Raw genomic sequence first — 25,084 nt, 5'->3', positions numbered from 1 at the left:
GACTATGCCGCATCAATGAGTTTCAGCCCCCGCGCCCGCGTGCATCTACAGAACATCGTCGCCAACTGGCGCACGATTGCCGCTCTCATCCCTGAGAGTGAGGCTGGCGCGGTCGTAAAGGCCAACGCCTATGGCCACGGCGTCGCTCCTGTCGCGTCCGCCCTATATGAAGCGGGCTGCCGGACATTCTTCGTCGCCTATGTCGAGGAAGGCGCAGAGCTCCGCACCGCCATCGGCGAAGACGCGTCCATTCTGGCGTTCAATGGCGCGGAGCCATCTGATGCAGATCTCGCCCGCGCAAATAACATCACGCCTGTCCTGAACGCGCTGCCAGCCATCAAGGACTGGCTCGCCCTCATGGACGTCCCCGATTACGCCGTTCATATCGACACGGGCATGAACCGGCTGGGCGTTCGGATGGAAGACGTGGCAGAGCTGAAAGCACTCACGGACGGCCAGCCGCCCGTTCACATCCTGTCTCACCTCGTTGATTCAGACGACCGCTCGCGCGCCATCAACGCCAAGCAGCTTGAGCGTTTCAGGCAAGCCGCCTCCAACTTCCCACAGGCCCTGAAAAGCTTCGCCAACACTGGCGGCTGCCTGATGGGGCAGGATTACGGGTTTGACGTGGCACGCCCGGGCATCGGCCTCTATGGCGGCGGCCCGCCCCTCCCAGAAGGCGTCTTCCTCAAGCCCGGCATGACGCTGGAAGCGCCGATCCTGACGGTACAGACCGTTCAGCCCGGCGAAACGGTCGGCTACGGCGCGACCTACACCTTCGACACACCGCGCACCCTGGCGACCGTGGCGCTCGGCTATGGCGACGGTTTCCCGCGCTCAGCCAGCAATAAGGGAATGGCCTCGCTGGGCGGCATCACCTGCCCGATCGTCGGGCGGGTCTCCATGGACCTGATTACGATCGACGTGACGCAGGCACGAGACCTTGCAAAGCCGGGAGCATTCGCCCAATTCATCGGGGCTGAGGTCCTGCTCGAAGAGCAGGCCAGACGCGCCGGCACAGTCGGCTATGAACTCGTAACAGGACTGGGCCATCGTGTCAGACGCATCTACGACTAAATCCGGCGGCTTTCCGAACCCGCTCGCCTGGACAGGGCGCGGCACCCTCGCGCTCTTCGCAGAAATCGGCCGCCTGTCGATGTTCTCAGGTCGCACAGCTCTCTCTGCCCTCACGCCGCCTTGGAACCTTGCCCAGCTCTGGAAGCAGATCATCGCGATCGGTTTTTACTCACTGCCAGTTGTCGGCCTTTCAGCCGTCTTCATCGGCGCGGCGCTTGCCCTCAACATCTATACCGGCGGCAATCGCTTCGGCGCAGAACAATTCGTTCCGAACATCGTCGTCCTCGGCATCACGCGAGAGCTTGGGGCGACCATTACCGGTCTGATGCTGGCAGGCCGCGTCACGGCGGGTATCGCCGCAGAAATTGGCGCCATGAAAGTGACAGAGCAGATCGATGCGCTGAAGACGCTCTCTGCCAATCCGTTCCGCTATCTCTATGCGCCGCGTTTCCTCGCGGCCGCTCTTACCCTGCCACTCCTCGTCCTGATCGCCGATATTATCGGCGTCATGGGCGGCTGGCTGGTAAGCGTCTATGCGCTCGACTTCGACTCGACGACCTATATCCGCAACACTATGGACTTCCTGACGATGGAGGACGTCGCTGTCGGCCTCATCAAGGCCGTCATCTTCGGCATGGTGATCGCACTGATGGGTTGCTATCAAGGCTCGAAATCATCGGCTGGCGCGACAGGCGTCGGACGCGCCGCGACCCTCTCCATGGTCGGCGCCGCGGTTCTGGTCCTTGCCGCCAACTACATCCTCTCCACCTTCTTCGTGCAGATCGGCATCTGATGACGCAGCCTATCCTTGAACTCAAAGGCGTCGAGAAAAGCTTCGGCTCGAACCATGTCCTTCGCGGCGTCGATATCGATGTCGCCCCGGGGCGGTCGCTTGTCGTGCTTGGTGGCTCTGGCTCTGGCAAGTCAGTGATGCTCAAGAACGCGCTAGGCCTGATGACCCCAGATGCCGGCAAGATCCTGTTCGACGGAAAGGACGTCACAAAGGATCAGGGCAAGACCCGCGAAGCCATGCGCTCTCGTATCGGCATGCTGTTTCAGTCCGGCGCCCTCTTCGACTCCCTCACCGTCTGGGAAAATGTCGCTTTCCGCCTGCTCAATGCCGACAAGGTAAAGCGGTCCGACGCGAAAGAGCAGGCCATCGAAAACCTCAAAAAGGTTCGCCTCGGCGCCTCTGTTGCAGAGCTACGACCCGCAGAGATTTCAGGCGGCATGCAAAAGCGCGTCGCCCTCGCCCGCGCCATTATCACCAAGCCGGATCTCATCTTCTTCGACGAGCCGACGACGGGCCTCGACCCGATTACAGCCGACGCAATCAATGATCTCATTCTCGAGCAGGTAAAGGCACTCGGCGCCGCCGCCGTGACGATCACCCATGACATGGCTTCGGCCCGCAAGGTTGCTGACGAGATCGCCATGCTGTTCGAGGGCAAGATTATCTGGCGTGGCCCTGCCAGCGAGATCGACCGGTCCGGCAATGACCATGTCGACCAGTTCGTCCACGGCCGCGCCGACGGCCCGATCCAGCCATCGCTTTAGGACGCCGCTTCGGCATCATCCTTCGACAAGCTCAGAATGAGCAGCACAGGGTCTCGCTCGACCACCCCATAGACCTCATTCTGAGCCTGTCGAAGGACGAGGTCGATCAAGTGGGCGAAGCCATAGCTAACTAGCTGCCGCCGCCTTGCCCACCGCCCGCCCCATCGCAAGGCAGGCCGTCAGGAGATAGCCACCTGTCGGCGCGTCCCAGTCGACCATCTCGCCTGCGCAATAAACGCCGGGCAGCGCTTTCAGCATCAACCGCTCATCAAGCGCGTCCCATGACACCCCGCCCGCCGTCGAGATGGCCTCATCCATCGGCGCGGGCGCGTCGATGCGAACTGGCAAGGCCTTCAGGAACGCAGCAAGATCACCTGCGTCTGCAGGTGGCGCCCCCCGCGCAATCTCGTTAACGAGCGCAATCTTGGTCCGCTCGAGCCGCGCTGCCTTACGTAGCCTGTTGGAGCTTGAATCTTTTGGATTGGCAGCGGCCAGACGCCGTCTCAGCCCATCCATATCGACATCAGGCAGAAGATCGACCTTCAGCTGTGCCGAACCGGTTTCCTCAATCTGCCGCAGCAAATCCGCAGACAGAGGATAGAGCGCCCCGCTCTCAATACCGCGCCTCGTGATGACGACATCGCCCTGCCCAGCCTGCTGGCCTGCCGACAGCTTCACCCCTTTCAGCGGTGCGCCTTCAAATCCGTCGAGCAGACGTTTCGACCACGCCACCTCAAACCCGCAATTGGACGGCTGGAATGGCGCAAGCTCGACACCTTTCTCCGCGAGCAGCTCAGCCCATGCCCCATCAGACCCGAGCCTCGACCAGCTCGCGCCGCCGAGCGCCAGTATGACCGCATCGGGCTTCAATCTCACCTCTCCATCAGGCGCCTGAAACACCAGCGCCCCTGCCTCGTCCCATCCCTGCCAGCGATGGCGCACATGGATGCGCGCGCCGCCTTCTCGCAGCCGCGCCAGCCAGGCGCGCAACAGAGGAGATGCCTTCATCGTTGCTGGAAAGACCCGGCCAGAACTCCCCGTGAAGCTCTCAATACCTAGCCCGTTCATCCAGCGCTCAACGTCGCCCGGCCCGAACGCAGCAATCATCTCATGCAGCCGCGAACCCGGCGCGCGGTAGCGGGACCGGAAAAGCGCCGCCTCCTCGCTGTGAGAAATGTTCAGACCGCTCTTGCCCGCCATCAGGAATTTGCGCGCGACACTTGGCATGGCGTCATAGATCGAAACCTGCGCGCCTGCCTCAATAGCGGCTTCTGCTGCCATGAGCCCTGCCGGCCCGGCACCGATGATCGCGATGTGTTTCACACCGCCTCTCTAGCTAGCGGTGGCAAACCTTGCCAGTGGCACTGCCGCAAAGCAGCGCCCCGAAGCAGAACGGCCGGCGCCTTGGTCAGGGCCGGCCGTGCTATTTATTCGGGGTCACGCCCCTTTAGCCTTCAGATGTCGTTTTGGCTTCTGCGACACGTTCGGCTTTCGGGAAAACCCGGCCCATCGCATCCTTCACCGCGGCATCGACGCAGATGGCCGTGGCACGCTGGTACGACAGTGGCTGCGGGCCGCTGCGAGCAAGACAGGCATGTTCGGCTGCGCGTTCGATGCGGCTTTCCACTTTTGCGCGGCCTTCAGGGGTCGTCAGATCAAGGCCGGTGATGTCTGCTTCGACAGAGTTCGCGGGCTGTGTGCTACCGGCGAAAGCTGGTGCAGCGAAACCTGCACAGACGGTGAGGGCGATTGCGGTGATAACGCTCTTCTTTTTCATTATTATGGGTCCTTCTCTTTTCTTGTTATTGACCCTGTTCCTGAGCGACTCCGTCTTACCATAATTATTGTTTTTCGATAATTAAATTATCGTAATTCGATATGAAACAAGTCCGCAAAACCCGCTTCACCCACACGGAGCAACAGTTTACGTCTCATCGCCATGGCCAAAGCGAACACCGTCTTCACCTGTCAGTCCTGCGGCGCCGTCCATCTGAAATGGTCAGGGCGCTGCGATGCCTGCGGGGAGTGGAATACACTTGTGGAGGAGACCTCTTCGGCGGCGCCCGGGGGTCTGGCTGCGCCGAAGTCATCTTCCCGCAAGGCCGGAAAGGCGGAGTTCACCACGCTGAACGCTGTCGAGGACGCACCTACCCGGCACATGATCGGCGTCGATGAGCTGGACCGAGTGTTTGGTGGCGGCGTTGTGCCCTCCTCTGCCACGCTGATTGGCGGTGATCCCGGCATCGGCAAGTCCACGCTTCTCCTTCAGGTCGCTGCACGGCTCGCCCGCAACGGCCTGTCCACCGTCTATGTCTCAGGCGAGGAAGCCGCCGCCCAGATACAGGACCGCGCCCGGAGGCTCAAAGTCTCCGAGAGCCCGGTTGAACTCGCGACCGAAACAGATCTTCGCAAAGTCATGTCCGCGCTCAAGTCTGCCAATCCGGACTTTGTCGTCATCGACTCCATCCAGACCATGTGGTCCGATAGCCTCGAAGCAGCTCCCGGCTCTGTTGCTCAGGTCCGCGCCTGCGCGCAGGAGCTGACGCGTTGGGCCAAGAAGTCCGGCGCCGCGCTCATCCTCGTCGGCCACGTAACCAAGGAAGGCCAGATCGCAGGCCCCCGCGTCGTCGAGCACATGGTCGACACCGTCTTCTATTTCGAAGGCGAGCGCGGCCACCAGTTTCGTATCCTCCGCGCCGTGAAGAACCGTTTCGGCCCCACAGATGAAATCGGCATCTTCGAAATGCACCAGTACGGCCTCGCCCCTGCGCGAGAGCCATCGGCCCTCTTCCTGTCAAACGAAGATGAGACATCTGGCGGCACAGCCGTCTTCGCCGCCATGGAAGGCTCGCGCCCCGTCCTTGCCGAAGTACAGGCGCTGGTCGCCGCCTCCGCCTATGGCACGCCAAGGCGCAGCATCGTCGGCTGGGACGCCAACCGCCTCGCAATGGTCCTTGCCGTGCTCGAAGCGCGCTGCGGCGTCTCTCTGGCTGGCCGCGACGTCTATCTTTCGGTTGCAGGCGGCTATCGTATGGCAGAACCTGCAGGCGACCTCGCCGCCGCCGCCGCCCTTCTCACTTCGCTGGCGGACCGGCCACCGCCAGAAAAATCTGTTTTCTTCGGCGAAGTCGCCCTCTCCGGCGCCATCCGTCCCGTCGCCCGAATGGACCAGCGCCTGAAAGAAGCGCAGCGCCTTGGTTTCAGGAATGCATTCGTCCCCGAAGGCAGCACCGGATCGTTTGAAGGGTTGACCGTGAAGCCTCTATCGCGCCTATCTGATCTGGTAGATTTAATAGGTCCGGACCCAGAGCCATGATGGACGCCATTACAGCCTTCGACGCCATCGTGGTCGTTCTCCTGATCCTGTCCACGCTGATGGCGTTTGCGCGCGGCTTCATGAGAGAGCTTGCGACGCTTGGCGCATTCATCGCCGCGCTGGCAGCGGCCTACTACGCCAACAAATACCTTCATGCCGCGTTCGCCCGCTTCCTGCCGCAGGACACACCGGCCTATCTGCCCAGCCTGATCCTGTTTCTGGCTTTCTTCCTGCTGGTCTACGTCATCGTGGCTTGGTTCGGCGCAAACCTTTCGCGATCCATTCAGGGCGTTGAAGGCATCGGCTTTCTCGACCGGATCACGGGCGCAGCCTTCGGCTTCATCCGCGGCGCGGTCATCCTTGTATTCTTTGTCTTTCTCCTGCGCATGGCGCTCGACCAGGACCGCATCCCGGAATGGATCCGCACGGCCCAATCCTACTCCCTTCTGGAGAGCGGCGCGGACTATGTCGCCGAAAGCGCGCCGGAGCTCGCACGCAGCCCTGCAGCCGAGCAACCTTGACGAATCCTCGCCAGAGGCATACTTGCGCGCCATAGCTAGCTCGTGAGGTGTCGATGATCTGGGACCATGATGACGACAAGCCTCGCGAAGAATGCGGCATTGTAGGCGTCTTCAACCATCCGGAGGCGTCGCTACTCGTCGCTCTCGGTCTTCACGCCCTCCAGCATCGCGGACAGGAAGCCTGTGGCATCACCACTTACGATGGTGAGAAGTTTCACAATGAGCGCCATATGGGCCTCGTCGGTGAAAATTTCGGCGGTGACCTGACCTCCCGCCTCCCCGGCAGCGCCGCCATCGGTCACAATCGTTACTCCACCGCTGGTAAGCCAGCGATGCGTAACATCCAGCCCATCTTCGCAGATCTCGCGAACACAGGCTTCGCCCTCGCCCACAATGGCAACCTCACCAATGCCGTTGCCCTCCGCAAGGAGCTGATCAGCAAGGGCGCCATCTTCCAGTCGACCATGGACACCGAAGTCGTCCTGCAGCTTGTCGCTCGCTCCAATCGCCGCCTCATGCGCGAGCGCTTCATGGAAGCGCTTCAGGCCGTCGAAGGCGGTTATGCCTTTGTCGGTCTCACTAATAAAAAGCTGATTGGCGCGCGCGACCCTGTTGGTCTTCGCCCGCTCGTCCTCGGCAAGATTGGCCAGGGCTGGGTGCTCGCCTCTGAGACCTGCGCCCTCGACATGATCGGCGCTGAGTTCATCCGCGAGATCGAAAACGGCGAGATCGTCATCATCAGCGAAGAAGGCGTCGAAAGCTTCCGCGCGTTCCCGGAACGCCCGGAAAGCCCCTGCCTCTTTGAATATGTCTACTTCGCCCGCCCGGACAGCATCGTCCAGGGCCGCAGCGTCTATCAGGTCCGTCGTCGCATGGGCCATCAGCTCGCGCGTGAGAACCCGGCGGATGTGGACGTGATTGTTCCGGTCCCTGATTCCGGCGTGCCTGCGGCGCTCGGCTTTTCCGAACAGAGCGGCATACCATTTCAGCTCGGCATCATCCGCAGCCACTATGTCGGGCGCACCTTCATTGAGCCGACCCAGCATGGCCGCCAGAAATCCATTTCGAAGAAACATTCTCCGAACAAGTCGGTCCTGGAAGGCAAACGTGTCCTGCTGGTCGACGACTCCATCGTGCGCGGAAACACGTCCAAGAAGATCGTCCAGATGGTCCGCGACGCCGGTGCCAAGGAAGTGCATCTGCGCTCTGCCAGCCCGCCGATCGTCAACCCCGACTTCTACGGCATCGATATGCCGACCAAGGGTGAGCTTCTGGCCTCCAACAATTCGCTGGAGCAGATGCGCAACTTCCTCAACGTGGAAACGCTGGGCTTCCTGTCGGTCGACGGCCTCTACGCCTCGATCGGTATCAAGCGCGATATGACCATGCCGCAATTCTCCGATCATTGCTTTACGGGCTGCTATCCAACGCGCCTCGTCGATCAGATGCAGGAAGAAGGCGGTAAGGACAGACAGCTTTCACTGCTGGACTAGGCACGCCCTGACAGGCTAACCCGCCCCTCATGGACAAGCGTATTACATTCATCACCGGCGCCTCGCGCGGGATCGGCAAGGCTGCCGCCCTAGAGCTTGCGCGCCGTGGCCACCACATCGTCGCTGCCGCACGCTCAAAGCTTGCGCTCGAAAAGCTGGATGACGAGATCAACGCCGTCGGCGGCTCCGCAACATTGATCCCGATGGACCTGAAGGAAAAGACCGCCTTTGAGGTCGCCGGTCAGGCGCTTGCCACCAAGTTCGGACGTATCGACGGGCTGCTCGGCAATGCCGGCGTCTTAGGCTCGCTTGGCCCGCTGCAGGCCGTTGGGCCGCGCAGCTTCGAGGAAACCATTGAGGTGAACCTAACGGCCAACTGGCGCCTCATTCGCGCCATGCATCCGCTCCTGCAGCGCTCTGAAGCGCCGCGGGCGGTGTTTGTGTCATCCGGTGTCGTTCCACGCCCACGCGCCTTCTGGGGCCCCTACCAGGCCTCCAAGATGGGGCTTGAAGGCCTTGCTTATGCGTGGGCCGATGAGAATGAGAAGATGCCGCTTCGGGTGAACATCTTTGATCCCGGCGCGACGCGCACGGGCATGCGGGCCGAAGCCATGCCAAGCGAAGACCCGATGACGCTGCCGACGCCAGAAGATGTCGTCAAACAGCTCGCCCCTCTCCTCGAAGAAGGCGAAACGCGCACGGGTGCCCGCATCACGTTTGAACGGCAAACCTAGCCGACAGGCCGAAGACTGAATACCGGTCCACTAGCGCCCGGCTCACCTTCCTGGACAAGCCGGCTGGTCTCGACAGAAAGACCTTCATCTTCCAGACGTTGGCGCAGGACATCCAGCCGCGCGGCCAGCAAATCAGCCTGCGTCCCCGTCGCGGGCACGCGCGGTCCACGCACGACGATTTCGACACGTCCTGTGCCCCAACGCTCAAATGCCCAGAGACTGTTTGTGAGCGCCGTCTCACCCTCCTCGGCGAGCGCCTCACCCGCAGCGATGAAGCCAATCTCCGGCAGGCGAACGACGGGCGGCACCACCTGGAGCTGCCAGTCAGCAAAGTTCTCCGCGAGGCGCGTCTCCATGGCGCGATAAGCCGCGACGCTGAAATCATCAGACGGCTCTGCGATGAAAGTCGCCCGGCGTGCCTCAGCCTCGATGTCAGCGGCAAGCACCGGGAAGGCAAGAGAGGAGCGGATGTCAGCTTCGCGCTGGCGCGCGGCGACCGACGACGTGGCAATCTGCTCCAGCCGGGAGATTTCCTCCCGCAGCGGTGCCGCCAGCGAGGAGTCAGCACGCCGCAAAATGTCCTCAGTGTTGCTCTCTTCGTCGATCAGAACCTGGTTGAGATTGACGGCGAAACCGCGGCCAAACCGGCTGGAAAAACTCTCCGCGAGCTGGCGGCCGGCATTCGGATTGCGGTCAATCGTGAACACCGTCGCTTCAACCTGTATATCGCGCCCCGCGGGGAAAGAGATGTTGAGGTCGCCAATGCGCGTGATGTCATCGTCGAACGGCTCCAGCATATTGGCGCGCACATGATTGGTTACGGTCGCCTCATAGGCGATGTCGCGCAGCGTGAAACCAAGCGGCACGGAAAGACCCGCGAACACGACAACGATGAACAGCGTCTGCATCAGCGTGTGACGAGGGCTGTGCTCAGCCCCGAAGCCATAGATACGCGAAAGCACCGTCACCGTTAGCGCAATGGCGAGCAGGTTCGTCATGAACAGGAAGAACGCGCCGCCTGCATAGGCAAGCGAGCCGATAGCGAGACCATAGCCGCAGACCGCCAGGGGCGGCATCAGCGCCGTCGCGATGGCAACGCCGACAATCGTCTCGCCCTTACGGTGGATCACGGCATAGCCGCCTGCAAGACCAGAAAAGACCGCAACGAGCAGGTCGAGCAGGTTTGGCCGCGTGCGCGCGATGATCTCCCGCGTCGGCTCTGTCAGCGGCGAAAATTCCGTAATCAGGTAGGCCACAGCGATCGCTGCAAACACGCCGACCGTCAGCGTCACGATGGACTGGCGAAGTGCCGCGACCTCAAGAATCGACAGGGAGAACCCCATCAGGATGATCGGCCCCATCAGCGGTGAAACAAGCATCGCGCCGATGACGACAGCTGGCGAAGACAGCAGAAGGCCCAGCGTCGCAATCGCGCCGGAAATGATGATCATGAAGATGTACCGGCCGGACATGCGACCTTCTTCATGGACGTGCTCGACCACTTCCTCATGGTCGATGCGGCGGGCCAGCGACCGCAGCCAGAGCCGGGCCCGGCGTGTTTCCTTCGCCGCGCGGTCATTTACGCCGCCAAACATCTGTTTAGGCATTCAGGCTCTCATAATAAAATCGGATCTCGGACCGGATTATAGAGCAGGCATGAAAAGGGTCACGTCAAACCCGCACGGCCTTCGCCGATCAGCCTCAAAAGCAGATCGAACCTAGCTGCGCTTGTTGATGCTGCGTGTCTTGCCCTTGCCGCGGCCGCTCGTCTTCTTCTGGTTCTGCGGCTTGTACTTGTCCCCATAAGGGTTGGCGCTCTGACGCACGAAAAGCCGGATTGGTACGCCCGGCATGTCAAAGGCCTCGCGGATCCCGTTGACCAGGAAACGCTTATACTGCTCTGGCATGTGCTCGGCGCGCGATGCCATCAGCACGAAGGTCGGCGGGCGCGCCTTCATCTGGGCCATATAGCGCGGCTTGATCCGCTTGCCGTGAACGGACGGCGGCGGGTGGCGCTCGATCGTGTAGCGAAGCCAGCGGTTGAGATCACCCGTCTTCACGCGCGCAGACCAGTCTTGGTACACCTTGGCAACGGCTGGCATGAACCGGTCCACGCGTTTGCCAGTCAGGCCCGACAGCGTCACGACTGGCGCACCGCGCGCATTCGGGAGCAGGACTTTGGCCATCTCTGACAGCTCGCGCATCTTCTGCGCGTGATTGTCGACCGTATCCCATTTGGAAATCACGAAGACGAGGCCCCGCCCCTCACGCACGGCTAGGTCGGCAATTTGGAGGTCCTGTTTCTCGAACGCTTCATTCGCGTCCATGACCAGCGCGATGACGTCGGCATGTTTGAGCGAACGCACCGTCTCGCCGGTGGACATCCGCTCCAGCTTCTCCTGGACTTTGGACTTGCGGCGAAGGCCAGCCGTATCGACCAGTTTGACCTTGCGGCCCTCATACATCCAGTCGACCGAAATAGAATCGCGCGTAATGCCCGCTTCCGGGCCGGTCAGGACACGCTGCTCACCCAGCATCTGGTTGATGAGTGTCGACTTGCCCGCATTCGGCCGCCCGACAATGGCGAGCCGGATCGGCTTCTTGCGTGCTTCCTCACGCGCAGCAAGCTGCGCCTCGGCTTCAGCGGCATCATCGATACCTGCTGCCTCGAGGGCAGCATTCAGCTCTTCTTCGGTGAGGTTCGGATCATCGATGTCGATCTCGGCCATGCGGTCGAGGATCTCATCGTCAAAGCCATCGCCTTCCGCGGTGTCTTCCTCTGCGAAGGCAGCTTCGAACGCCTCTTCGCCCAGCGCGGTGCGGATAGCGCCGTAAAGCTCACCCATGCCTTCGCCATGTGCGCCTGACAGGCCCACAGGCTCACCAAAGCCCAGCCCCCAGGCCTCTGCGATACCGATATCACCCTGACGGCCTTCGGCCTTGTTGGCAGCCAGCACAATCGGCAAGTCGGCGCGGCGCAACAGGTCAGCGAACCGTTCGTCCATTGGCGTCACACCATCGCGCGCATCGATCAGGAAGAGCGCAAGCTCTGCCTCACGAATGGCGATCTCGGTCTGTTGGCGCATACGCGCCTCCAGTGAGTCGTCAGTGACATCCTCAAAGCCCGCGGTGTCGATCAGGATGAGCGGCAGGTCGGCGAGCCGTCCCGGCGCTTCCTTGCGGTCGCGCGTCACCCCCGGCTGGTCATCGACCAGCGCAAGCTGCTTACCGGCAAGACGGTTGAACAGCGTCGACTTACCCACATTGGGGCGTCCGACGATGGCAATCTTCAACGGCATGCGCCGTCCTTTCGTGAAACCTGTCCTGACCGTTCAGGACGCAGGCTGATCTTGCTCTATCCTAGCGGATTGCAATCAGCCGCGCATCGTCTGTCAGCACGAAGACCTTGTCGCCAACCGAGATCGGCTCGAGATAGACCGGATCCTTCAGCTCAAGCGAGCCGATACGCTCCCCGGTCTGCGGCGAAAGCGCGATGACCGATCCACGCGAAGACGCAACCAGAACCTGATTGGAAGCGACGATTGGCCCCGCATATGAGATGCGTCCGCGTTGCTTTTCCTGGCGCTCGAACTCACGCAGCTGCGTCACCCAGAACACCTGGCCGGTGCCGGCATTGATCGCGGCAACACGGCCGTTCGTGCCAGAGACAAAGAGATACTGGGAAACGAGCGCAGGCGCCGAAGTAGAGCCGATTGGCTGAACCCAGACACGGTCACCGCTGCGCCCATCAATCGCCGCCATGACGCCCGACTGGTTTGCCGCGAAGACAAGACCGTTGCCGATGACGGGACGCGATGCGATGTCGTTGATCGAGGAAATTGGCGTGAAACGCCCAGGACGCGACAGCGCCTCGGTCCAGAGACGACGGCCGTTCGCCGCCAGATACGCGATGATCTCACCAGAGCTGTAAGGCGCAATCACAATATCTTCGACAGCTGCTGGGCTGGAGGAACCAAGGACACGGGCGGTCTCGGCAATCGCCTGATCCGACCAGAGCACGCGGCCGTCATCAAGATCCAGCGCGAAAAGTTCATTATTATTGGACGACACAAAAATACGGCCATCAGCGATGGTCGGTGCGCCAGTCATCGGCGCTTCCATGTCACGGCGCCAGATTTCACGGCCCGTTTCAGCGTCCAGCGCCGCAACGAAACCAAAGCCACTCGCCACGATCAGACGACCCGAGGAAAAGGCGAGACCTGACCCGATGCCACGCTTGTCGCGGTCATTTCCGGATTTGAGCTCTCGTCTCCAGATGCGTGAACCGTTCGACAGGCTGAATGCGCGAACGGTCTGGCTGGCGTCGACGACGAAGATCGCCGTCTCGCTGGCCACAGGCGGCGTCGTCAGCGCGCCGTTGCGGTCAGTGCCGCGACCGGCATCCACTGACCATGCGATTTCGAGGTCGGCGGCCGCGGCAACATGGCCAGCGGATTTCACCGGCCGCGAGCCTGCTTCAGGCCAGCTCGCCAGCTGCGTTGCCGTAGGCAGCGTGATCGTCTGTGTCGCAAGCGCCGGATCAGCCTCGATGGTCTCGTCGCCGAGCACCATCTCGATGCGGCCCTCTTTTTCCGCAGCGGTCAGGCGCTGCTCTTCAGCGCGGAAATTGCTGATATAGGAGCAAGCCGACAGACTCATGGCGAGCGTGCCGAGCATGGCTGCCCGGAAGGTCAAATTCATCATTCTGGCTGGTCTCCGTCGATGGAAGCGGCTTCGCCGGCTTCCGGAATGTCGTCAGTCTCAACTGTCTCTGCAGGCATGGCCTCTGGCGCTGCTTCACCCTCAGAAGCGGCAGCCGCTGGCAGGGCCGCAAGCGCCCGGACGGCGCGCTGCGATACACCCTCAGGCACATTGGCAAGGAAGCGCAGCTCATTGAAAACCTGGCGGGCATACTCAGTGTCGCCCTCCTGCGCGGCTTTCGACGCGATCAGCTCCAGCGCCAGTGCGCCAAACTCGCTTTCTTCCTCAGGCAGCGTGCCGAGATAGGTTTCCAGCTCGGCGCGGCTCGCAGTCTGCGATTTCAGATAGGCCGCTTTCATGAGCGACAGCTTGCCAATCGGCGTTTCAGAATTTGCCGCAAGCTCAAGCGCTGCGATGGCCGCATCCCGGTCAGCATTACCCGAGAGACGCGTTTCGGCCAGAAAATTGGCCGCAAGCGGGGCGATCTCAACGTCTGACTGGGCCAGATCGTCGAAGCCGGTCGTCGCCGCTTGATAATCCTGATCTGCAAGCGCGCGATCAGCCTGTTCAAAGGCGATCGACTGCGCTTCGAGGTCCTGCGACCGCTGGCTATCGAGATACTCATTCAAAGCCACGCCGCCGATCAGCAGACCCGCAGCGATATAGGCGAAGACGCCGTATTTTTTCCAAAGGCGCGCCGCCTTGTCCTGGCGCAGGCCTTCTTCAACTTCCTCAAAGATATCAGCCAATTGGCCTACTCCACTGGATAATGGACATCAAATCAGCGCGCACCCTAACCGGGGTCCCAGTCTGCGGCAACGCGCGATCACTGTTTCGTCTACCCTTTCGGCAGCTTCGCCTTGCCGCCACCGGATAGCTTGTAGGTTTCTGCCTCTGCCGGAAAGCTGCGCGAGCGCACATCACGGGCATACGCCTCGACCGATTTTGCGATCTCGGACTGCAGGTCGCCATAGCGGCGCACGAATTTCGGTGTCCAGTCGAAGATGCCCAGCATGTCCTGCGTCACCAGGATCTGCCCGTCACAGGAGGCTGAAGCCCCAATGCCAATCGTCGGTATCGACAGCGTTTTCGTGATCTCGTCGGCAAGATCCTCAGCGACGCCTTCAATGACGATGGCGAACGCGCCTGCCTCTTCGGCCGCGCGCGCCTCTTCCATGACACGCTCGCGCTCGACATCGTCGCGGCCCTGCGCCTTGAAGCCGCCAACGACATTGATCGCCTGCGGACGGAGGCCAACATGACCCATGACAGGTACGCCCCGCTCGACGAGGTGCTCGATCTGATGGGCCGCATAGGTGCCGCTTTCGATCTTCACGGCCTGGCAGCCCGTCTCCTTCATGATTCGCGACGCATTCAGGAACGCCTGATCCGCGCTCGTCTCATAGGAACCGAACGGCATATCGACGACAACAAACGCCCTGTCGGACCCGCGCATCACGGCCTGCCCATGCAGGATCATCATTTCCATGGTGACGCCCACAGTCGATGTCAGGCCGTGCACCACCATCCCCACGCTGTCGCCGACGAGCAGCAGGTCACAATAGGGGTCCATGATTGCAGCCGTCGGCGCATCATAGGCGGTCAGGCAGACGAGCGGCTCGCCTTGCTTGGCGGACATGATATCGCGAACGGTCTTTCGTCTGACTTGGGATTGTGCGGACACGGGCGGCGTATCTCCATCAAAAGAACTGAACGCCCGTCTCCTAACAGAGCCCGTCCCCCAGCGCCAAGCGCGAAACCGAAGGCATCACAGCGCAGCGTGGTCAGTGTGCCTCAGCCCATGCCAGCAATCACCGGCTGCCCAAACAGGACTTCATGCAGGCCAAAGATCATCGCGCCCCAGATGATGAGCCCGATCAGTACAGCAAGAACATCTCCCACCACAGACACTCTGGCGTCGGGCGGCAAACCGTTGTCGCCGCGCTTTTTCAGCATGATCCGGTCAAACACGGCATAGACGAGGAAGCTGCCGAAGAGCAAAATCGAATTGAGCTCTCCATTGGCGAGAAGGTGGCCGAGCGCCCAGACCTTCACGGCCGCCAGCATCGGGTGTTTCAGCGTCTTCCTGATGTAACCGGCAGGCACATATGCCGCGACCAGAATCGGCATCGCGATCAGCTGGATCAGGATGTTGAGATGGACGGTCCAGACCGGAGGCTGCCAGATAATGGCTGCCGGACGCATCGCGCCATACCCCCAGACGATCAGGACAAACCCCGCAATGGAAACGAGCGTGTAGAGCCCCTTGTACGGGCCCTCCCCCAGCTTCGCCTCGATCCGCTTTTCCGGCGCCCTCGTTCTCAGCGCCGAATAGATGTGCGCGCCAAAAAACAGCGCGATCCCCGCCAGCATATAGACCATGCCTGCCTCCCCTTTTCTTATGGTGGCAGAATGGCTCCAAAGCGTGAGACCAGCAAGAAGGTTTCCTATGCGGCAATTCGCTTGACGCCAATGCTTGCCCCCGCCCCCAGCGAGCGCCAAGAGTGACGCCATGACGAAGACGGACACCCACGCTTTGATCGCAGGCGGCGGCATTGGCGGCCTCACCGCCGCGCTCTGCCTCGCGCGCGCCGGCTGGACTGTTGATGTCTATGAGGCCGCAGACGCCCTCACCGAAGTTGGCGCAGGCCTCCAGCTCAGCCCGAACGCGATGAAGGTCTTCGACACGCTTGGCCTGTCTGGCGAGATTGCTAAGCGAGGCTTTGCCCCCGAAGCGCTGGAGCTACGGCTCGGCCAGTCGGGACGCCGCGTCTTCTCGATTCCGGTAAATCAGCGCGCGGCCCCGGCATGGGGCGCGCCCTATATCCATATCCACCGCGCCGATCTGCTAGATATCCTAGCTGAAGCGGCAAGCGCGAACAGCTCCATCAAGATTCAACTTGGGGCGAAAGCGGCGGACTACGAAACCGATGGCGCGACTGCGCGCCTCCTGTTTGAGGACGGCACGAGCGCCACTGGGCAGTTGCTCCTCGGGGCCGACGGCCTCCACTCCATTCTGCGCAAACAGATGCTGGGCGATGTCCCAGCCCGTTTTACCGGCAACCTCGCCTGGCGTTTTACTGTCCCGCTGGACAAACTTGCTTCGCCGCCTCCGCCAACCGCTTGCGTCTGGGCGGGCCCTGGCCGCCACGCTGTCACCTATCGGCTGCGCGGTGGCACGCTCGCCAATTTCGTCGGCATCGTGGAGCGCCATGACTGGCAGGGCGAAAGCTGGACCGAACAAGGCACGAAAGCCGAAGCGCTCAGCGACTTTGCAGGCTGGAACGACACGCTGACGGAACTCATTGAAGCCGCCGACAGCCACTATCGCTGGGCGCTCTTTGACCGACTCCCGCTCGGAACATGGTGCGACGGCCCCGTCACCCTGCTCGGCGACGCCTGCCACCCCATGCTGCCATTTCAGGCGCAAGGCGCAGCCCAGGCTACAGAAGACGCCTACGTGCTCGCCGGCAAGGTGAAAGCGGGCGGCGACATCCCCGCCGCCCTGCGCAGCTATGAGGAGGCACGCAAGCCGCGCACCTCCCGTATTCAGGCAGCGTCCCGCGCCAATATGAAGACCTTCCACAAGCGCTCACCCGCCGAACAGGCGGCGACCTATGGGCCCATGTGGATCGCGGGCCAGCTCCTGCCCGGCGTGGTTCGCTCACGCCTCGACTGGATTTACGGCCACGACGTTACAGCGACGGGTCGATAATCACCCGGCCGACCACGCGGCGCTCTTCCATCTCGGCAAAGGCCTTGCGCCAGTCATCAAGGCTATAGACGCCATGCGCATGCGGCGTGACTGACTTGTCCTCGATCAGCTTCCAGACCGCTTCCATATTCTCGCGGCCCTTCTCCGGGAACTGGCGGCCATACTCGCCTGCGCGCACGCCGACGACCGAGAAGCCCTTGATCAGCGGCATGTTCACTTTGACCTCCGGGATACGGCCGGACGCAAACCCAACCACCAGAAGCCGGCCATCAAACGCAATACAGCGCACGCTCTCATCGAACACATCCCCGCCAACCGGGTCATAGATCACATCGGCGCCGCCATCGGTGATCTCCTTTACTTTTTCCCGGAAGCCGTTCGAGGAATTGATCACCGCATCCGGCGTATACTTGTCCTGAATGACTTTCAGCTTGTCATCCCTAGACGCTGCCGCAATCACTTTCGCGCCAAGATGCTTACCAAGATCCACCGCCGCGAGGCCAACGCCGCCTGCCGCCCCATGCACCAGCAGCCACTCGCCTCGCTGGATATTGGCCCGGCGCACCAGGGACACATAAGCCGTCAGATAGGCGGACCCGACCGACGCAGCAGACGCAAAATCAAGGTGCTGAGGGATCTTCCTCACCGTCGCCGCACTGTAGGTGTTGTACTCCGCAAACGCCCCGCCGAGGCGGCTCGTCACCACCCGGTCGCCAACCGCAAACGCGCTCACGCCATCGCCCAGCGCCGCGATTTCGCCAGACACATCGCCGCCCGGAATGAAAGGCAGGTCGGGCTTATGCTGATAACCGCCCTGCGTCATCAAAAGGTCTGGAAAACCAAGGCTCCCGGCCCGTATCTTCAGAAGTATTTCGCCCTTTCCCGGCTGCGGCACGTCAATCTCGTTCAGCCGGACACCCTGATAATTCTCGCTGAGTTCTTCGACCTGAAGGGCTCTCATTTTCTGGGGCAGGCTCATCATTTTCCTCACGCTTCATCGGATGTCCAACCTATCTAGAGACCGCACGCCCCCTCGGCCATGTTGACGCGACGGCCCCCTGCCGGTCCTCCGCCCAGCGCGGGCTTGCCTGCAGGTCGCCAAGCCCCGGAAAACCCGGTATGGGCTGGCCGATGACGCGCGCCCTGCCCCTTTTTATCCACGGCCTTCTCGCCGCAGGCATTGGCGTCACAGCCTGGCTCTTTGCCCCGCCCGGCATATTGCTGCTCACGCTTGCGATGGGGGCGGTCCTCCTCGCGCTTGCCAGTACCGACTGGCGCACCTTCATTCTCCCAGACCCGCTCAACGCGCTTCTCGCACTGCTCGGCCTGCTCATGGTCTGGCAGCACGCCCGCTCCGACTGGCTGGACCATCTGATTGGCGGCGCGGCCGCCTATCTCGCACTCCTCGGAATTGAGCTCTTCTATCGCCACGTGCGCGGGATAGACGCGCTCGGGCGCGGCGACGCAAAGCTCGCCGGCGCTCTCGGCCTCTGGCTTGGCTGGCAGGGGCTACCCTTTCTCTTCCTCATCGCCGCCGCATCAGGCCTCATCGGCGTCCTCATCTATTCAGGCCTTCTGCGCCGCAAGATCACCGGCGACACCCCCGTCCCCTTCGGCCCCTGGATCGCGCTATCGGGCTGGATCTGCTGGCTTGGATTGGCCGCCATCTAACCATCGCCAACTCGATCAGGCGTGCCCGCTCTCCACGGCGACGATTGAGGATCTCGCTGGACGCGAAGCGGAAACGACAAGTTCCGGCATCTCGATTTCGAGGCCAGCAAGTTGAAATGCCGAGGTAATCGCGAGCACCGTGTCGCTGAGATCGGCTGGCGGAGACGACGCCATCAGCCAGGTCAGATGTGCATCCATCAAAGCGCGGTCACCTGCCTGCCCTGCAGCCAGACACGCAATGATTGACAATTCATCGCTTGAAAGCCGCGCACATCCCGGCATGGCCAGCGCAACTTTGCGGCGGCCGGAATGGCCGATGAAGCGTGCGAAGTTGAGGACGTCTCCCAGAACTCGCGGGCCGTTTCGCTCACCAAATGCTCGCGAGAAGCCTGAAACGACTGTGCAGCATCCTGCCCCACCTCGTGCGCAGGCCCGGAACCCCCAAACAGCGAGACCAGCAGCAATGCCAAGATCGGGAAGGAAGACGTCATCGAGGAATTGATCGTTCATGTTCTGCCCTCTGCAGGAAAAAAGGCTGCGGCCCGGATCTAACGATTGGAAGGAAACGCATTTCGATCCGGGCCACAGCCAGTGGAGTGACCAGGTGGCGGAGGTCAGGCCACCGGGTCTGGCAATCTCTCAAGATTTTCGATTTCGACTCTCAGCCAGCGGTAATGCATCTCAATGCGCGCCGCCTCGCCTGGCTTCGCACCGATCTGAGAGCGCAATTCAGTCTGCCACGTGCGCAACTCTTCGAGCTGCGAGCGAAGCCAGCCAATCGTGTAGAGATCCTCAAAATAGAGACGCATGAGACCACCGCTCCAGACTAAAAAACGCAAATGCACTTATTTGCGACTTATTCGCATTCTCAACACAGTTGCGAGCCACGCGCAAGGCGTCAGGCGCAAAAAGTTTTTATGAGAGCTCGCCGCGCCGGCTCCGGTGGAACGGTCGTGTAGACCCAGGTGTTCTTACAACTGAACAGACACGCCAGATCTGGCGACACATCGGAGAAATATCGTGGAAAACCGTCAGGACAGTTCAGCGAGAAAAACCACACTGGATAAGGAGGCGAAGCCCCGCACCACCGCATCTACCGACGACCAGATTGAGCAAAAGAAGGCTGAGCGCCGCTCAGGCGACTTTCCGCCCGAACCAGCACCGAAGGATGACGACATCGAACAGGCCGTCGACCGCAAAAACTGGGATACGCTCAAGGCTGAGCCGATAAATCGCCGCAAAAAAGCGAGCGAGGCCTAGCGCCTATTCGAGAAAGATCGCCTCAACCGACGTCTCGAACAACCGCGCGATCTTCAAGGCAAGCGCGAGGCTTGGATCGTACTTTTCCTTCTCGATCGCGATGATGTTCTGCCGCGAGACGCCAAGCAGCTCAGCGAGCTTTGCCTGGCTCCACTCACGTTCGGTCCGCAGCTCTTTCATCCGGTTCTTCATAGGTAGCGGGCCCGCAGGGCAAACCAGCTGACCTGCCAGATCGCCGCGGCGACCGGGGCGATAAAGATGCTCGCAAATGGCGGGATGCCGGCAAACTGCGCCAGCAGCGACCAGACCGTCACAAGCCACACGGTCATCAACAGGCTGATGGCGAGCGCATTGACGGCCACACGCCGCTCGAACTCCTCAAGCGCCAGCACCCTGCGCGCCGCCAGGCCGCCCCAAACCGTAATCACCAGAACCGGCAGGAGCGCGAGGGCGACATCGCTTGCCGACTGCTCCCCTGTCGACCAAGTCTGCGAGGCCATGAGCGCGCCGAGAAAAAGAAGCGCCATGACGCATTCCGTCAGCCAGTAGATCGCGCTCTGGCGCCGCCGGCCTGCCTCAAAGGATTGCGTTTCCGGATCCATATCATTCCTGCCTTTGCTCTACTGGCGTCTGAACGGTCGTGAGACCATCGCGAAGACACGTTTGCGGCTCTCCAGAAGTCCGATACCCAGAATCCCTGCCGTGAGCCAGAAGCCAGCCTCGGTTCCAACTGCGAGGGCTGTCACAGCGATGACCAGCGCTTCGGTCGACGGATCCGTCGCCTTATAGGCAAACACGCCGACCCACGCCGCGATAACCAGAGCCCAGATCACACTCAGCGCAATCGATTTCCAACCCATTTCAAAACTCCTTTTGTAAAGAGCTCTTGACATACGATCAGCTCGGCATGATGTCAAGAGCTCTTTACAATCAAAGGAGCCCTCAATGTTCAAACCTCTTCTCTCCGGTACCGCCATCGGTGCACTGATGCTCGTCGGCTGCCAGACCAATTCTGCTCCGGGCACCGCGGAGCTCTATTACGGCTTTTCCCATGTCGACCCGGTCAGCGAACAGATCATTGAGGATACGTGGGTCATCGTCGACGGCGCATCGATCACAGCGACGGGTGCAGGCGACCTACCCGACCGGGCCTTCGCTCAGACACACGATATGTCGGGCCTCTACGCCCTGCCCGGCATGATCGACTCGCACGCCCACATCACATCCGGCCCACATGAGACGAAGTTCGTCGACGGCGCGCCGCTCGTAACGATTGAAAGCCGGGACGACATCACTGAGTTCAATGCCCGCATGGCCCTCGCCTTCGGCATCACGACGGTGCGCAATCCGGGCGGCGGCACACTCGCCAATCAGGCCTATGACCAGAAAATCGCAAGCGGCGAATGGATCGGCCCGGAAGCCTTCCACGCAGGCTCTGTCATCCAGCCCCCACCAATGGGCGGCGCAGCCTTCGCCTACCCGACAACCGACGCCGAATGGGACGCTGAAGCCCAGCGCCAGGCGGATGCCGGCATGGATTACTTCAAGCTCTATGTCAGCCTGACCGAGGAGGAGCTCGCCAAGGGCGTCGCTGCGGCCGAGCGCGCCGGCCTGAAACCCATCGCCCATCTCCACATGGTCAGCTGGACGGACGCGGCAGCGCTTGGCTTGCACGGGATTGAACACGCCCTGCCGACCAGTCCGGACCTTCTGGAACCCGGTGCACGCGAGGAATACGTCGCGGGGTTCGGCCCCAATTCAAAGTACATGTACGAATGGTTTGAACTCGCCGATTATGACGGTCCGCTCTTTCAGGAACTGGTCGACACGCTCGTCGAGAACCAGACGGTCCTGAACTTCAATTTCATTGTGAACCACCTCGTCTACAATGCCGATGATCCGGACCTCATACCGGCCGCGTGGGAGCCCTTTATCCACCCGGAAATCCTGACAGGCTTCAGGGAGTTTACCACCGCGAGCGTCTATGGCTGGACGCCAGAAGACTTCAAGCGCGCCCGCGCCGCGTTTCCGCGCGTGCTCGAATTCGGCAAGCGTCTCTATGATGCGGGCCTGCCCATCATGATCGGCACAGACGCCTCAGGTGGCCTGCCCTATTATGCGATGGAAGCCGGGTTTTATACGGAAGCGGGTCTCCCGGTCTGGGACGTCCTGAAGATGGCGACGTCTTCGACCGCGCAGCATCTCGGTATCGCCGACCGCACAGGCCGCATCGAACCGGGGCTCGAAGCCGATATTGTCTTCCTGAGCGCCAATCCGGTCGAGGACATCAGCGCCATCGGCAGCGTCCATACCGTCATCAACAATGGAGACGCTTATACGTTCGAGCAGCTCACCAGCAGCTGGGACGACGCCCCCGCAGGCGAATAAACAAGCAGTTCAGTGTAAAGTGGCGGCGCCCGGAATTCAGTCAGAAGCCGGGCGTCGCTCACATTCCAGTTCCGCCGCGCTGGCGACCTGTCAGCAGAAACGCACACGGAATGACTTCATGGGCAGGAAGGGTTCGCGCCCCTCTTCTGTCACCAGCCACACATCGGTCAGCTCTAGCAGGCCGCTGCCGCAGATCACGGTCGGACGCCCCTCGCGCATGAAGATGACCTTGCCGACATCGCGGATCTCGCAATGCACATCCTCGACCATCTCGACATTCTCAACGATCAGCTCCTGGCCTTTCGACGTCCTGCAGCGCGCGCCGAGATAGGGCGAGCCGACCGCATCGACGAGGCGCTGGATTTCCTCAGCGCTCTTTGACCAGTCGATGGCGTAGTCATCATCGTCCCGCCAGATCGAATAGGTCGCATTCGCCTCTTTCTGCGGAACCCCGACAATCTCCTCGCCAGCAGCAATCCTTGCGGCGATGCTTTCGGCGAGATCACAATAGTTTCGATTGTTCAGCTCGATCGCGTCGGCAATCTTGAGCGGATAGGTGACCGGGCTGGTCTGCTGCCCGATGATATGCCCGCGATCATACTCGCTCGCGCCGAACAGCGCCGTGACGCCGATCTCCTTCTCACCATTGACCAGCATGTTCACCAGCGGCGCAAAGCCCCGGTAACGGGGCAGCGGCGAGTCGTGGAAGACGATCAGCCGCTCCACCGGATGCTTGATGAGCCACCGCCAGGAGATCGCGAAAACATACTCACCGCCCCTCAGCGCCGGTTCCGCGCCCCTGAAGTCAAAAGCGATACCAGCAGCACGGCAGTGCACTGAGATCTCTTCGCTGAAATCATTCTCGATATTGGAGTCCTTGCCAATCACGACGCGTTCGATCACGCCAGGATAGGTCGAGGTCAGGCGGCGAAGGACTTCAAAGCCCTTCTGCGTCATGATGTAGAGTACGGCGTTGCTCATCCTGTTCCCCTCCAGTCAATCAGCAAATCTGGCCCCTGATCGGGTGGTCCCTATTCCCACTCGATCGTGCCGGGCGGCTTGCTGGTCACGTCATAGACGACACGGTTCACGCCTTTGACCTCATTGATGATGCGGGTCGCGACCCGGCCAAGGAAGGCGTGGTCAAAGGGGTAATAATCGGCCGTCATACCGTCAGTGGACGTCACCGCGCGCAGCGCCAGAACAGCCTCATAGGTGCGCTCATCGCCCATGACACCAACGGTATTCACAGGCAGCAGCACAGAGAAAGCCTGCCAGATCTCATCATAGAGGCCGGCATTCTTGATCTCTTCGATATAGATCGCGTCCGCCTTGCGCAGCGTGTCGGCTTTCTCGCGCGTGATCTCGCCCGGAATACGGATAGCAAGGCCTGGCCCCGGGAACGGATGACGCCCGATAAAGCTCTGCGGCAGGCCAAGTTCACGACCAAGCGCGCGAACCTCATCCTTGAACAGCTCACGAAGCGGCTCGACCAGCTTCATGTTCATGCGCTCTGGCAAGCCGCCAACATTGTGGTGGGACTTGATCGTGACGGATGGCCCGCCAATCGCAGAGACGCTTTCGATCACATCCGGATAGAGCGTGCCCTGCGCGAGGAAATCCGCCCCGCCAATCTTCTTTGCCTCTTCCTCAAATACATCGATGAAGAGCCCGCCAATCGTCTTGCGCTTCTTCTCGGGGTCGGAAATCCCCTCAAGCGCGCCGAGGAAGGTCTCGCTCGCATCCACATGGACGAGCGGAATGTTGTAATGGTCGCGGAAGAGCCCGACGACTTCCTCGCTCTCATTGAGGCGCATCAGACCATGATCGACATAGACGCAGGTCAGCTGGTCGCCGATCGCCTCATGGATGAGGACCGCAGCCACAGACGAATCCACGCCGCCTGAAAGACCACAGATCACCTTGCCGTCGCCAACCTGCTTGCGGATCTTCTCGATCGCTTCCTCGCGATAGGCCGCCATTGTCCAGTCGCCGGAAAGCCCGGCAATCTTGTGCGTGAAATTGCGCAGCATGTCCCGACCATGCACCGTATGCACGACCTCGGGATGGAACTGCGTGCCATAGAAGCGGCGATCAAGGTCCGCAATGATGGCGAGCGGCGCACCCGGCGATTTTGCGATCACACCAAAGCCAGGCGCCAGTTCAGCGACATGGTCGCCATGGCTCATCCAGACTTCTTCCTTGCCGTCTTTGCCGCCAAACAGGCCTTCCAGCAGCTCGCTATCCGTCACCTGTTCGATGAAGGCGCGGCCGAACTCACGGCTGGTGCCGCTTTCTACGCGACCGCCAAGTTGCTGCATCATGACCTGCTGGCCATAGCAAATGCCAAGCACCGGCACGCCGCGCTCAAACACCGCCTGATCGGCGCGCGGGCTGTCATCCCATGTGACGCTCGCAGGCCCGCCGGACAGGATGATCGCCTTGGGGTCAAAGCTGTCCAGGAACGCGCCATCCACCTTGTTGAAAGGGTGGATTTCGCAATAGACGCCGCTTTCGCGAAGGCGCCGCGCAATCAGCTGGGTAACCTGTGAGCCGAAATCGACAATCAGGACGTGCTCGTGCTTGTCTGCAACGGAATCGGGTGAACTGGCCATGCAGCCTCCTAACCGCTAATGGCGGGGGCTGGAAGG

27 protein-coding genes are annotated in these 25,084 nt (G+C 61.4%); 11 read left to right on the top strand and 16 right to left on the bottom strand.

The features are described from left to right. The first annotated feature begins 15 nt into the window (after positions 1 to 15). The 3 genes from alr to D1222_RS09915 are packed head-to-tail and all read left to right on the top strand — an operon-like array spanning position 16 to position 2,634. A complete protein-coding gene (alr, locus tag D1222_RS09925; protein WP_147371858.1) occupies positions 16 to 1,077 on the top strand; it encodes an alanine racemase in 1,062 nt (353 codons plus the stop codon). Then, entirely contained in the window at positions 1,055 to 1,870 is an 816-nt protein-coding gene (locus tag D1222_RS09920; RefSeq protein ID WP_119454115.1) for an MlaE family ABC transporter permease, read from the top strand. The genes alr and D1222_RS09920 overlap by 23 nt, the downstream gene beginning before the upstream one ends. After that, a complete protein-coding gene (locus tag D1222_RS09915; protein ID WP_119454114.1) occupies positions 1,870 to 2,634 on the top strand; it encodes an ABC transporter ATP-binding protein in 765 nt (254 codons plus the stop codon). Before D1222_RS09920 ends, D1222_RS09915 begins: the two co-directional genes overlap by 1 nt. Positions 2,635 to 2,760: 126 nt before the next feature. Here D1222_RS09915 and D1222_RS09910 read toward each other — a convergent pair whose 3' ends face one another. Both D1222_RS09910 and D1222_RS09905 read right to left on the bottom strand, forming a co-directional pair. Continuing rightward, on the bottom strand, positions 2,761 to 3,957 hold the full coding sequence (locus tag D1222_RS09910; RefSeq protein WP_119454113.1) for a TIGR03862 family flavoprotein: 1,197 nt from the start codon (positions 3,955 to 3,957) through the stop codon (positions 2,761 to 2,763). A gap of 124 nt (positions 3,958 to 4,081) precedes the next feature. After that, positions 4,082 to 4,411 carry a UrcA family protein gene (locus D1222_RS09905; RefSeq protein WP_119454112.1) on the bottom strand — a complete coding sequence of 110 codons (330 nt, stop codon included), beginning with the start codon at positions 4,409 to 4,411 and terminating at the stop codon, positions 4,082 to 4,084. A gap of 162 nt (positions 4,412 to 4,573) precedes the next feature. Here D1222_RS09905 and radA point away from each other — a divergent pair, with 162 nt between their 5' ends. From radA to D1222_RS09885, 4 genes are read left to right on the top strand one after another with little or no spacing between them, the layout of a single operon-like run. Further along, positions 4,574 to 5,950 (top strand): DNA repair protein RadA, encoded by a 1,377-nt coding sequence (gene radA / locus D1222_RS09900; protein ID WP_119454111.1) that lies wholly within the window; start codon positions 4,574 to 4,576, stop codon positions 5,948 to 5,950. Then, complete coding sequence (locus D1222_RS09895) at positions 5,947 to 6,471, top strand: CvpA family protein (protein WP_233348661.1); 525 nt, start codon at positions 5,947 to 5,949, stop codon at positions 6,469 to 6,471. The genes radA and D1222_RS09895 overlap by 4 nt, the downstream gene beginning before the upstream one ends. Before the next feature lie 53 nt (positions 6,472 to 6,524). Then, positions 6,525 to 7,964 carry an amidophosphoribosyltransferase gene (gene purF, locus D1222_RS09890; protein ID WP_119454109.1) on the top strand — a complete coding sequence of 480 codons (1,440 nt, stop codon included), beginning with the start codon at positions 6,525 to 6,527 and terminating at the stop codon, positions 7,962 to 7,964. A gap of 29 nt (positions 7,965 to 7,993) precedes the next feature. Then, positions 7,994 to 8,698 carry an SDR family NAD(P)-dependent oxidoreductase gene (locus D1222_RS09885; protein WP_119454108.1) on the top strand — a complete coding sequence of 235 codons (705 nt, stop codon included), beginning with the start codon at positions 7,994 to 7,996 and terminating at the stop codon, positions 8,696 to 8,698. Here D1222_RS09885 and D1222_RS09880 read toward each other — a convergent pair. The 6 genes from D1222_RS09880 to D1222_RS09855 all read right to left on the bottom strand — a co-directional run bounded on the left by D1222_RS09880 (position 8,695) and on the right by D1222_RS09855 (position 15,781). Then, positions 8,695 to 10,305, bottom strand: a complete 1,611-nt coding sequence (locus D1222_RS09880) for a TIGR00341 family protein (protein WP_119454107.1) — start codon at positions 10,303 to 10,305, stop codon at positions 8,695 to 8,697. The genes D1222_RS09885 and D1222_RS09880 overlap by 4 nt on opposite strands. A 111-nt stretch (positions 10,306 to 10,416) precedes the next feature. Continuing rightward, positions 10,417 to 11,997 carry a ribosome biogenesis GTPase Der gene (gene der / locus D1222_RS09875; protein WP_119454106.1) on the bottom strand — a complete coding sequence of 527 codons (1,581 nt, stop codon included), beginning with the start codon at positions 11,995 to 11,997 and terminating at the stop codon, positions 10,417 to 10,419. 61 nt (positions 11,998 to 12,058) lie between these two features. Next, entirely contained in the window at positions 12,059 to 13,402 is a 1,344-nt protein-coding gene (locus D1222_RS09870; protein ID WP_119454105.1) for an outer membrane protein assembly factor BamB family protein, read from the bottom strand. Beyond that, a complete protein-coding gene (locus D1222_RS09865; protein WP_119454104.1) occupies positions 13,399 to 14,148 on the bottom strand; it encodes a tetratricopeptide repeat protein in 750 nt (249 codons plus the stop codon). The genes D1222_RS09870 and D1222_RS09865 overlap by 4 nt, the downstream gene beginning before the upstream one ends. Positions 14,149 to 14,237: 89 nt before the next feature. After that, entirely contained in the window at positions 14,238 to 15,083 is an 846-nt protein-coding gene (gene panB, locus D1222_RS09860) for a 3-methyl-2-oxobutanoate hydroxymethyltransferase (protein WP_119454103.1), read from the bottom strand. A gap of 110 nt (positions 15,084 to 15,193) precedes the next feature. After that, the gene (locus D1222_RS09855) at positions 15,194 to 15,781 is read right to left on the bottom strand and encodes an NnrU family protein (RefSeq protein ID WP_119454102.1); all 588 of its coding nucleotides are present in this window, start codon (positions 15,779 to 15,781) and stop codon (positions 15,194 to 15,196) included. 130 nt (positions 15,782 to 15,911) lie between these two features. Here D1222_RS09855 and D1222_RS09850 point away from each other — a divergent pair, with 130 nt between their 5' ends. Continuing rightward, on the top strand, positions 15,912 to 17,114 hold the full coding sequence (locus D1222_RS09850; RefSeq protein ID WP_119454101.1) for an FAD-dependent monooxygenase: 1,203 nt from the start codon (positions 15,912 to 15,914) through the stop codon (positions 17,112 to 17,114). Here D1222_RS09850 and D1222_RS09845 read toward each other — a convergent pair. Next, positions 17,095 to 18,075, bottom strand: coding sequence for an NADPH:quinone oxidoreductase family protein (locus D1222_RS09845; RefSeq protein WP_233348659.1), 981 nt, complete (start codon positions 18,073 to 18,075; stop codon positions 17,095 to 17,097). The two genes, D1222_RS09850 and D1222_RS09845, sit on opposite strands and share 20 nt — an antisense overlap. A 158-nt stretch (positions 18,076 to 18,233) precedes the next feature. Between D1222_RS09845 and D1222_RS09840 the strand changes: the two genes are divergently transcribed. Continuing rightward, on the top strand, positions 18,234 to 18,785 hold the full coding sequence (locus tag D1222_RS09840) for a prepilin peptidase (protein WP_119454100.1): 552 nt from the start codon (positions 18,234 to 18,236) through the stop codon (positions 18,783 to 18,785). Between the two features lie 15 nt (positions 18,786 to 18,800). Here the strand turns inward: D1222_RS09840 and D1222_RS09835 are convergent, their stop codons facing one another. Both D1222_RS09835 and D1222_RS09830 read right to left on the bottom strand, forming a co-directional pair. Then, complete coding sequence (locus D1222_RS09835) at positions 18,801 to 19,295, bottom strand: hypothetical protein (RefSeq protein ID WP_119454099.1); 495 nt, start codon at positions 19,293 to 19,295, stop codon at positions 18,801 to 18,803. A gap of 104 nt (positions 19,296 to 19,399) precedes the next feature. Then, positions 19,400 to 19,594 carry a hypothetical protein gene (locus tag D1222_RS09830; protein WP_119454098.1) on the bottom strand — a complete coding sequence of 65 codons (195 nt, stop codon included), beginning with the start codon at positions 19,592 to 19,594 and terminating at the stop codon, positions 19,400 to 19,402. A gap of 211 nt (positions 19,595 to 19,805) precedes the next feature. Between D1222_RS09830 and D1222_RS09825 the strand changes: the two genes are divergently transcribed. Next, positions 19,806 to 20,045 carry a hypothetical protein gene (locus tag D1222_RS09825; protein WP_119454097.1) on the top strand — a complete coding sequence of 80 codons (240 nt, stop codon included), beginning with the start codon at positions 19,806 to 19,808 and terminating at the stop codon, positions 20,043 to 20,045. Between the two features lie 3 nt (positions 20,046 to 20,048). Here D1222_RS09825 and D1222_RS09820 read toward each other — a convergent pair whose 3' ends face one another. Genes D1222_RS09820 through D1222_RS09810 form a run of 3 tightly spaced genes read right to left on the bottom strand, consistent with a single transcriptional unit; the run spans position 20,049 to position 20,905 of the window. Then, entirely contained in the window at positions 20,049 to 20,225 is a 177-nt protein-coding gene (locus D1222_RS09820) for a helix-turn-helix transcriptional regulator (RefSeq protein ID WP_407646740.1), read from the bottom strand. Positions 20,226 to 20,233: 8 nt separating this feature from the next. After that, complete coding sequence (locus tag D1222_RS09815; RefSeq protein WP_119454095.1) at positions 20,234 to 20,647, bottom strand: hypothetical protein; 414 nt, start codon at positions 20,645 to 20,647, stop codon at positions 20,234 to 20,236. A gap of 18 nt (positions 20,648 to 20,665) precedes the next feature. Further along, complete coding sequence (locus D1222_RS09810) at positions 20,666 to 20,905, bottom strand: hypothetical protein (protein WP_119454094.1); 240 nt, start codon at positions 20,903 to 20,905, stop codon at positions 20,666 to 20,668. An 85-nt stretch (positions 20,906 to 20,990) separates the two neighbouring features. Between D1222_RS09810 and D1222_RS09805 the strand changes: the two genes are divergently transcribed. Beyond that, positions 20,991 to 22,433, top strand: a complete 1,443-nt coding sequence (locus D1222_RS09805) for an amidohydrolase family protein (protein ID WP_119454093.1) — start codon at positions 20,991 to 20,993, stop codon at positions 22,431 to 22,433. Positions 22,434 to 22,523: 90 nt separating this feature from the next. Here the strand turns inward: D1222_RS09805 and D1222_RS09800 are convergent, their stop codons facing one another. Together D1222_RS09800 and guaA are read right to left on the bottom strand one after the other, a co-directional pair. Further along, positions 22,524 to 23,414 (bottom strand): formyltransferase family protein, encoded by an 891-nt coding sequence (locus tag D1222_RS09800; protein WP_119454092.1) that lies wholly within the window; start codon positions 23,412 to 23,414, stop codon positions 22,524 to 22,526. A 50-nt stretch (positions 23,415 to 23,464) separates the two neighbouring features. Then, positions 23,465 to 25,048, bottom strand: a complete 1,584-nt coding sequence (gene guaA / locus D1222_RS09795) for a glutamine-hydrolyzing GMP synthase (RefSeq protein WP_119454091.1) — start codon at positions 25,046 to 25,048, stop codon at positions 23,465 to 23,467. Positions 25,049 to 25,084: the final 36 nt, after the last annotated feature.

Origin of the sequence: Henriciella algicola, from assembly GCF_003576245.1 — a bacterium.
In the GTDB taxonomy this organism is placed as follows: Bacteria; Pseudomonadota; Alphaproteobacteria; order Caulobacterales; family Hyphomonadaceae; genus Henriciella; species Henriciella algicola.
This window is presented reverse-complemented; position numbering and strand designations above follow the sequence as displayed.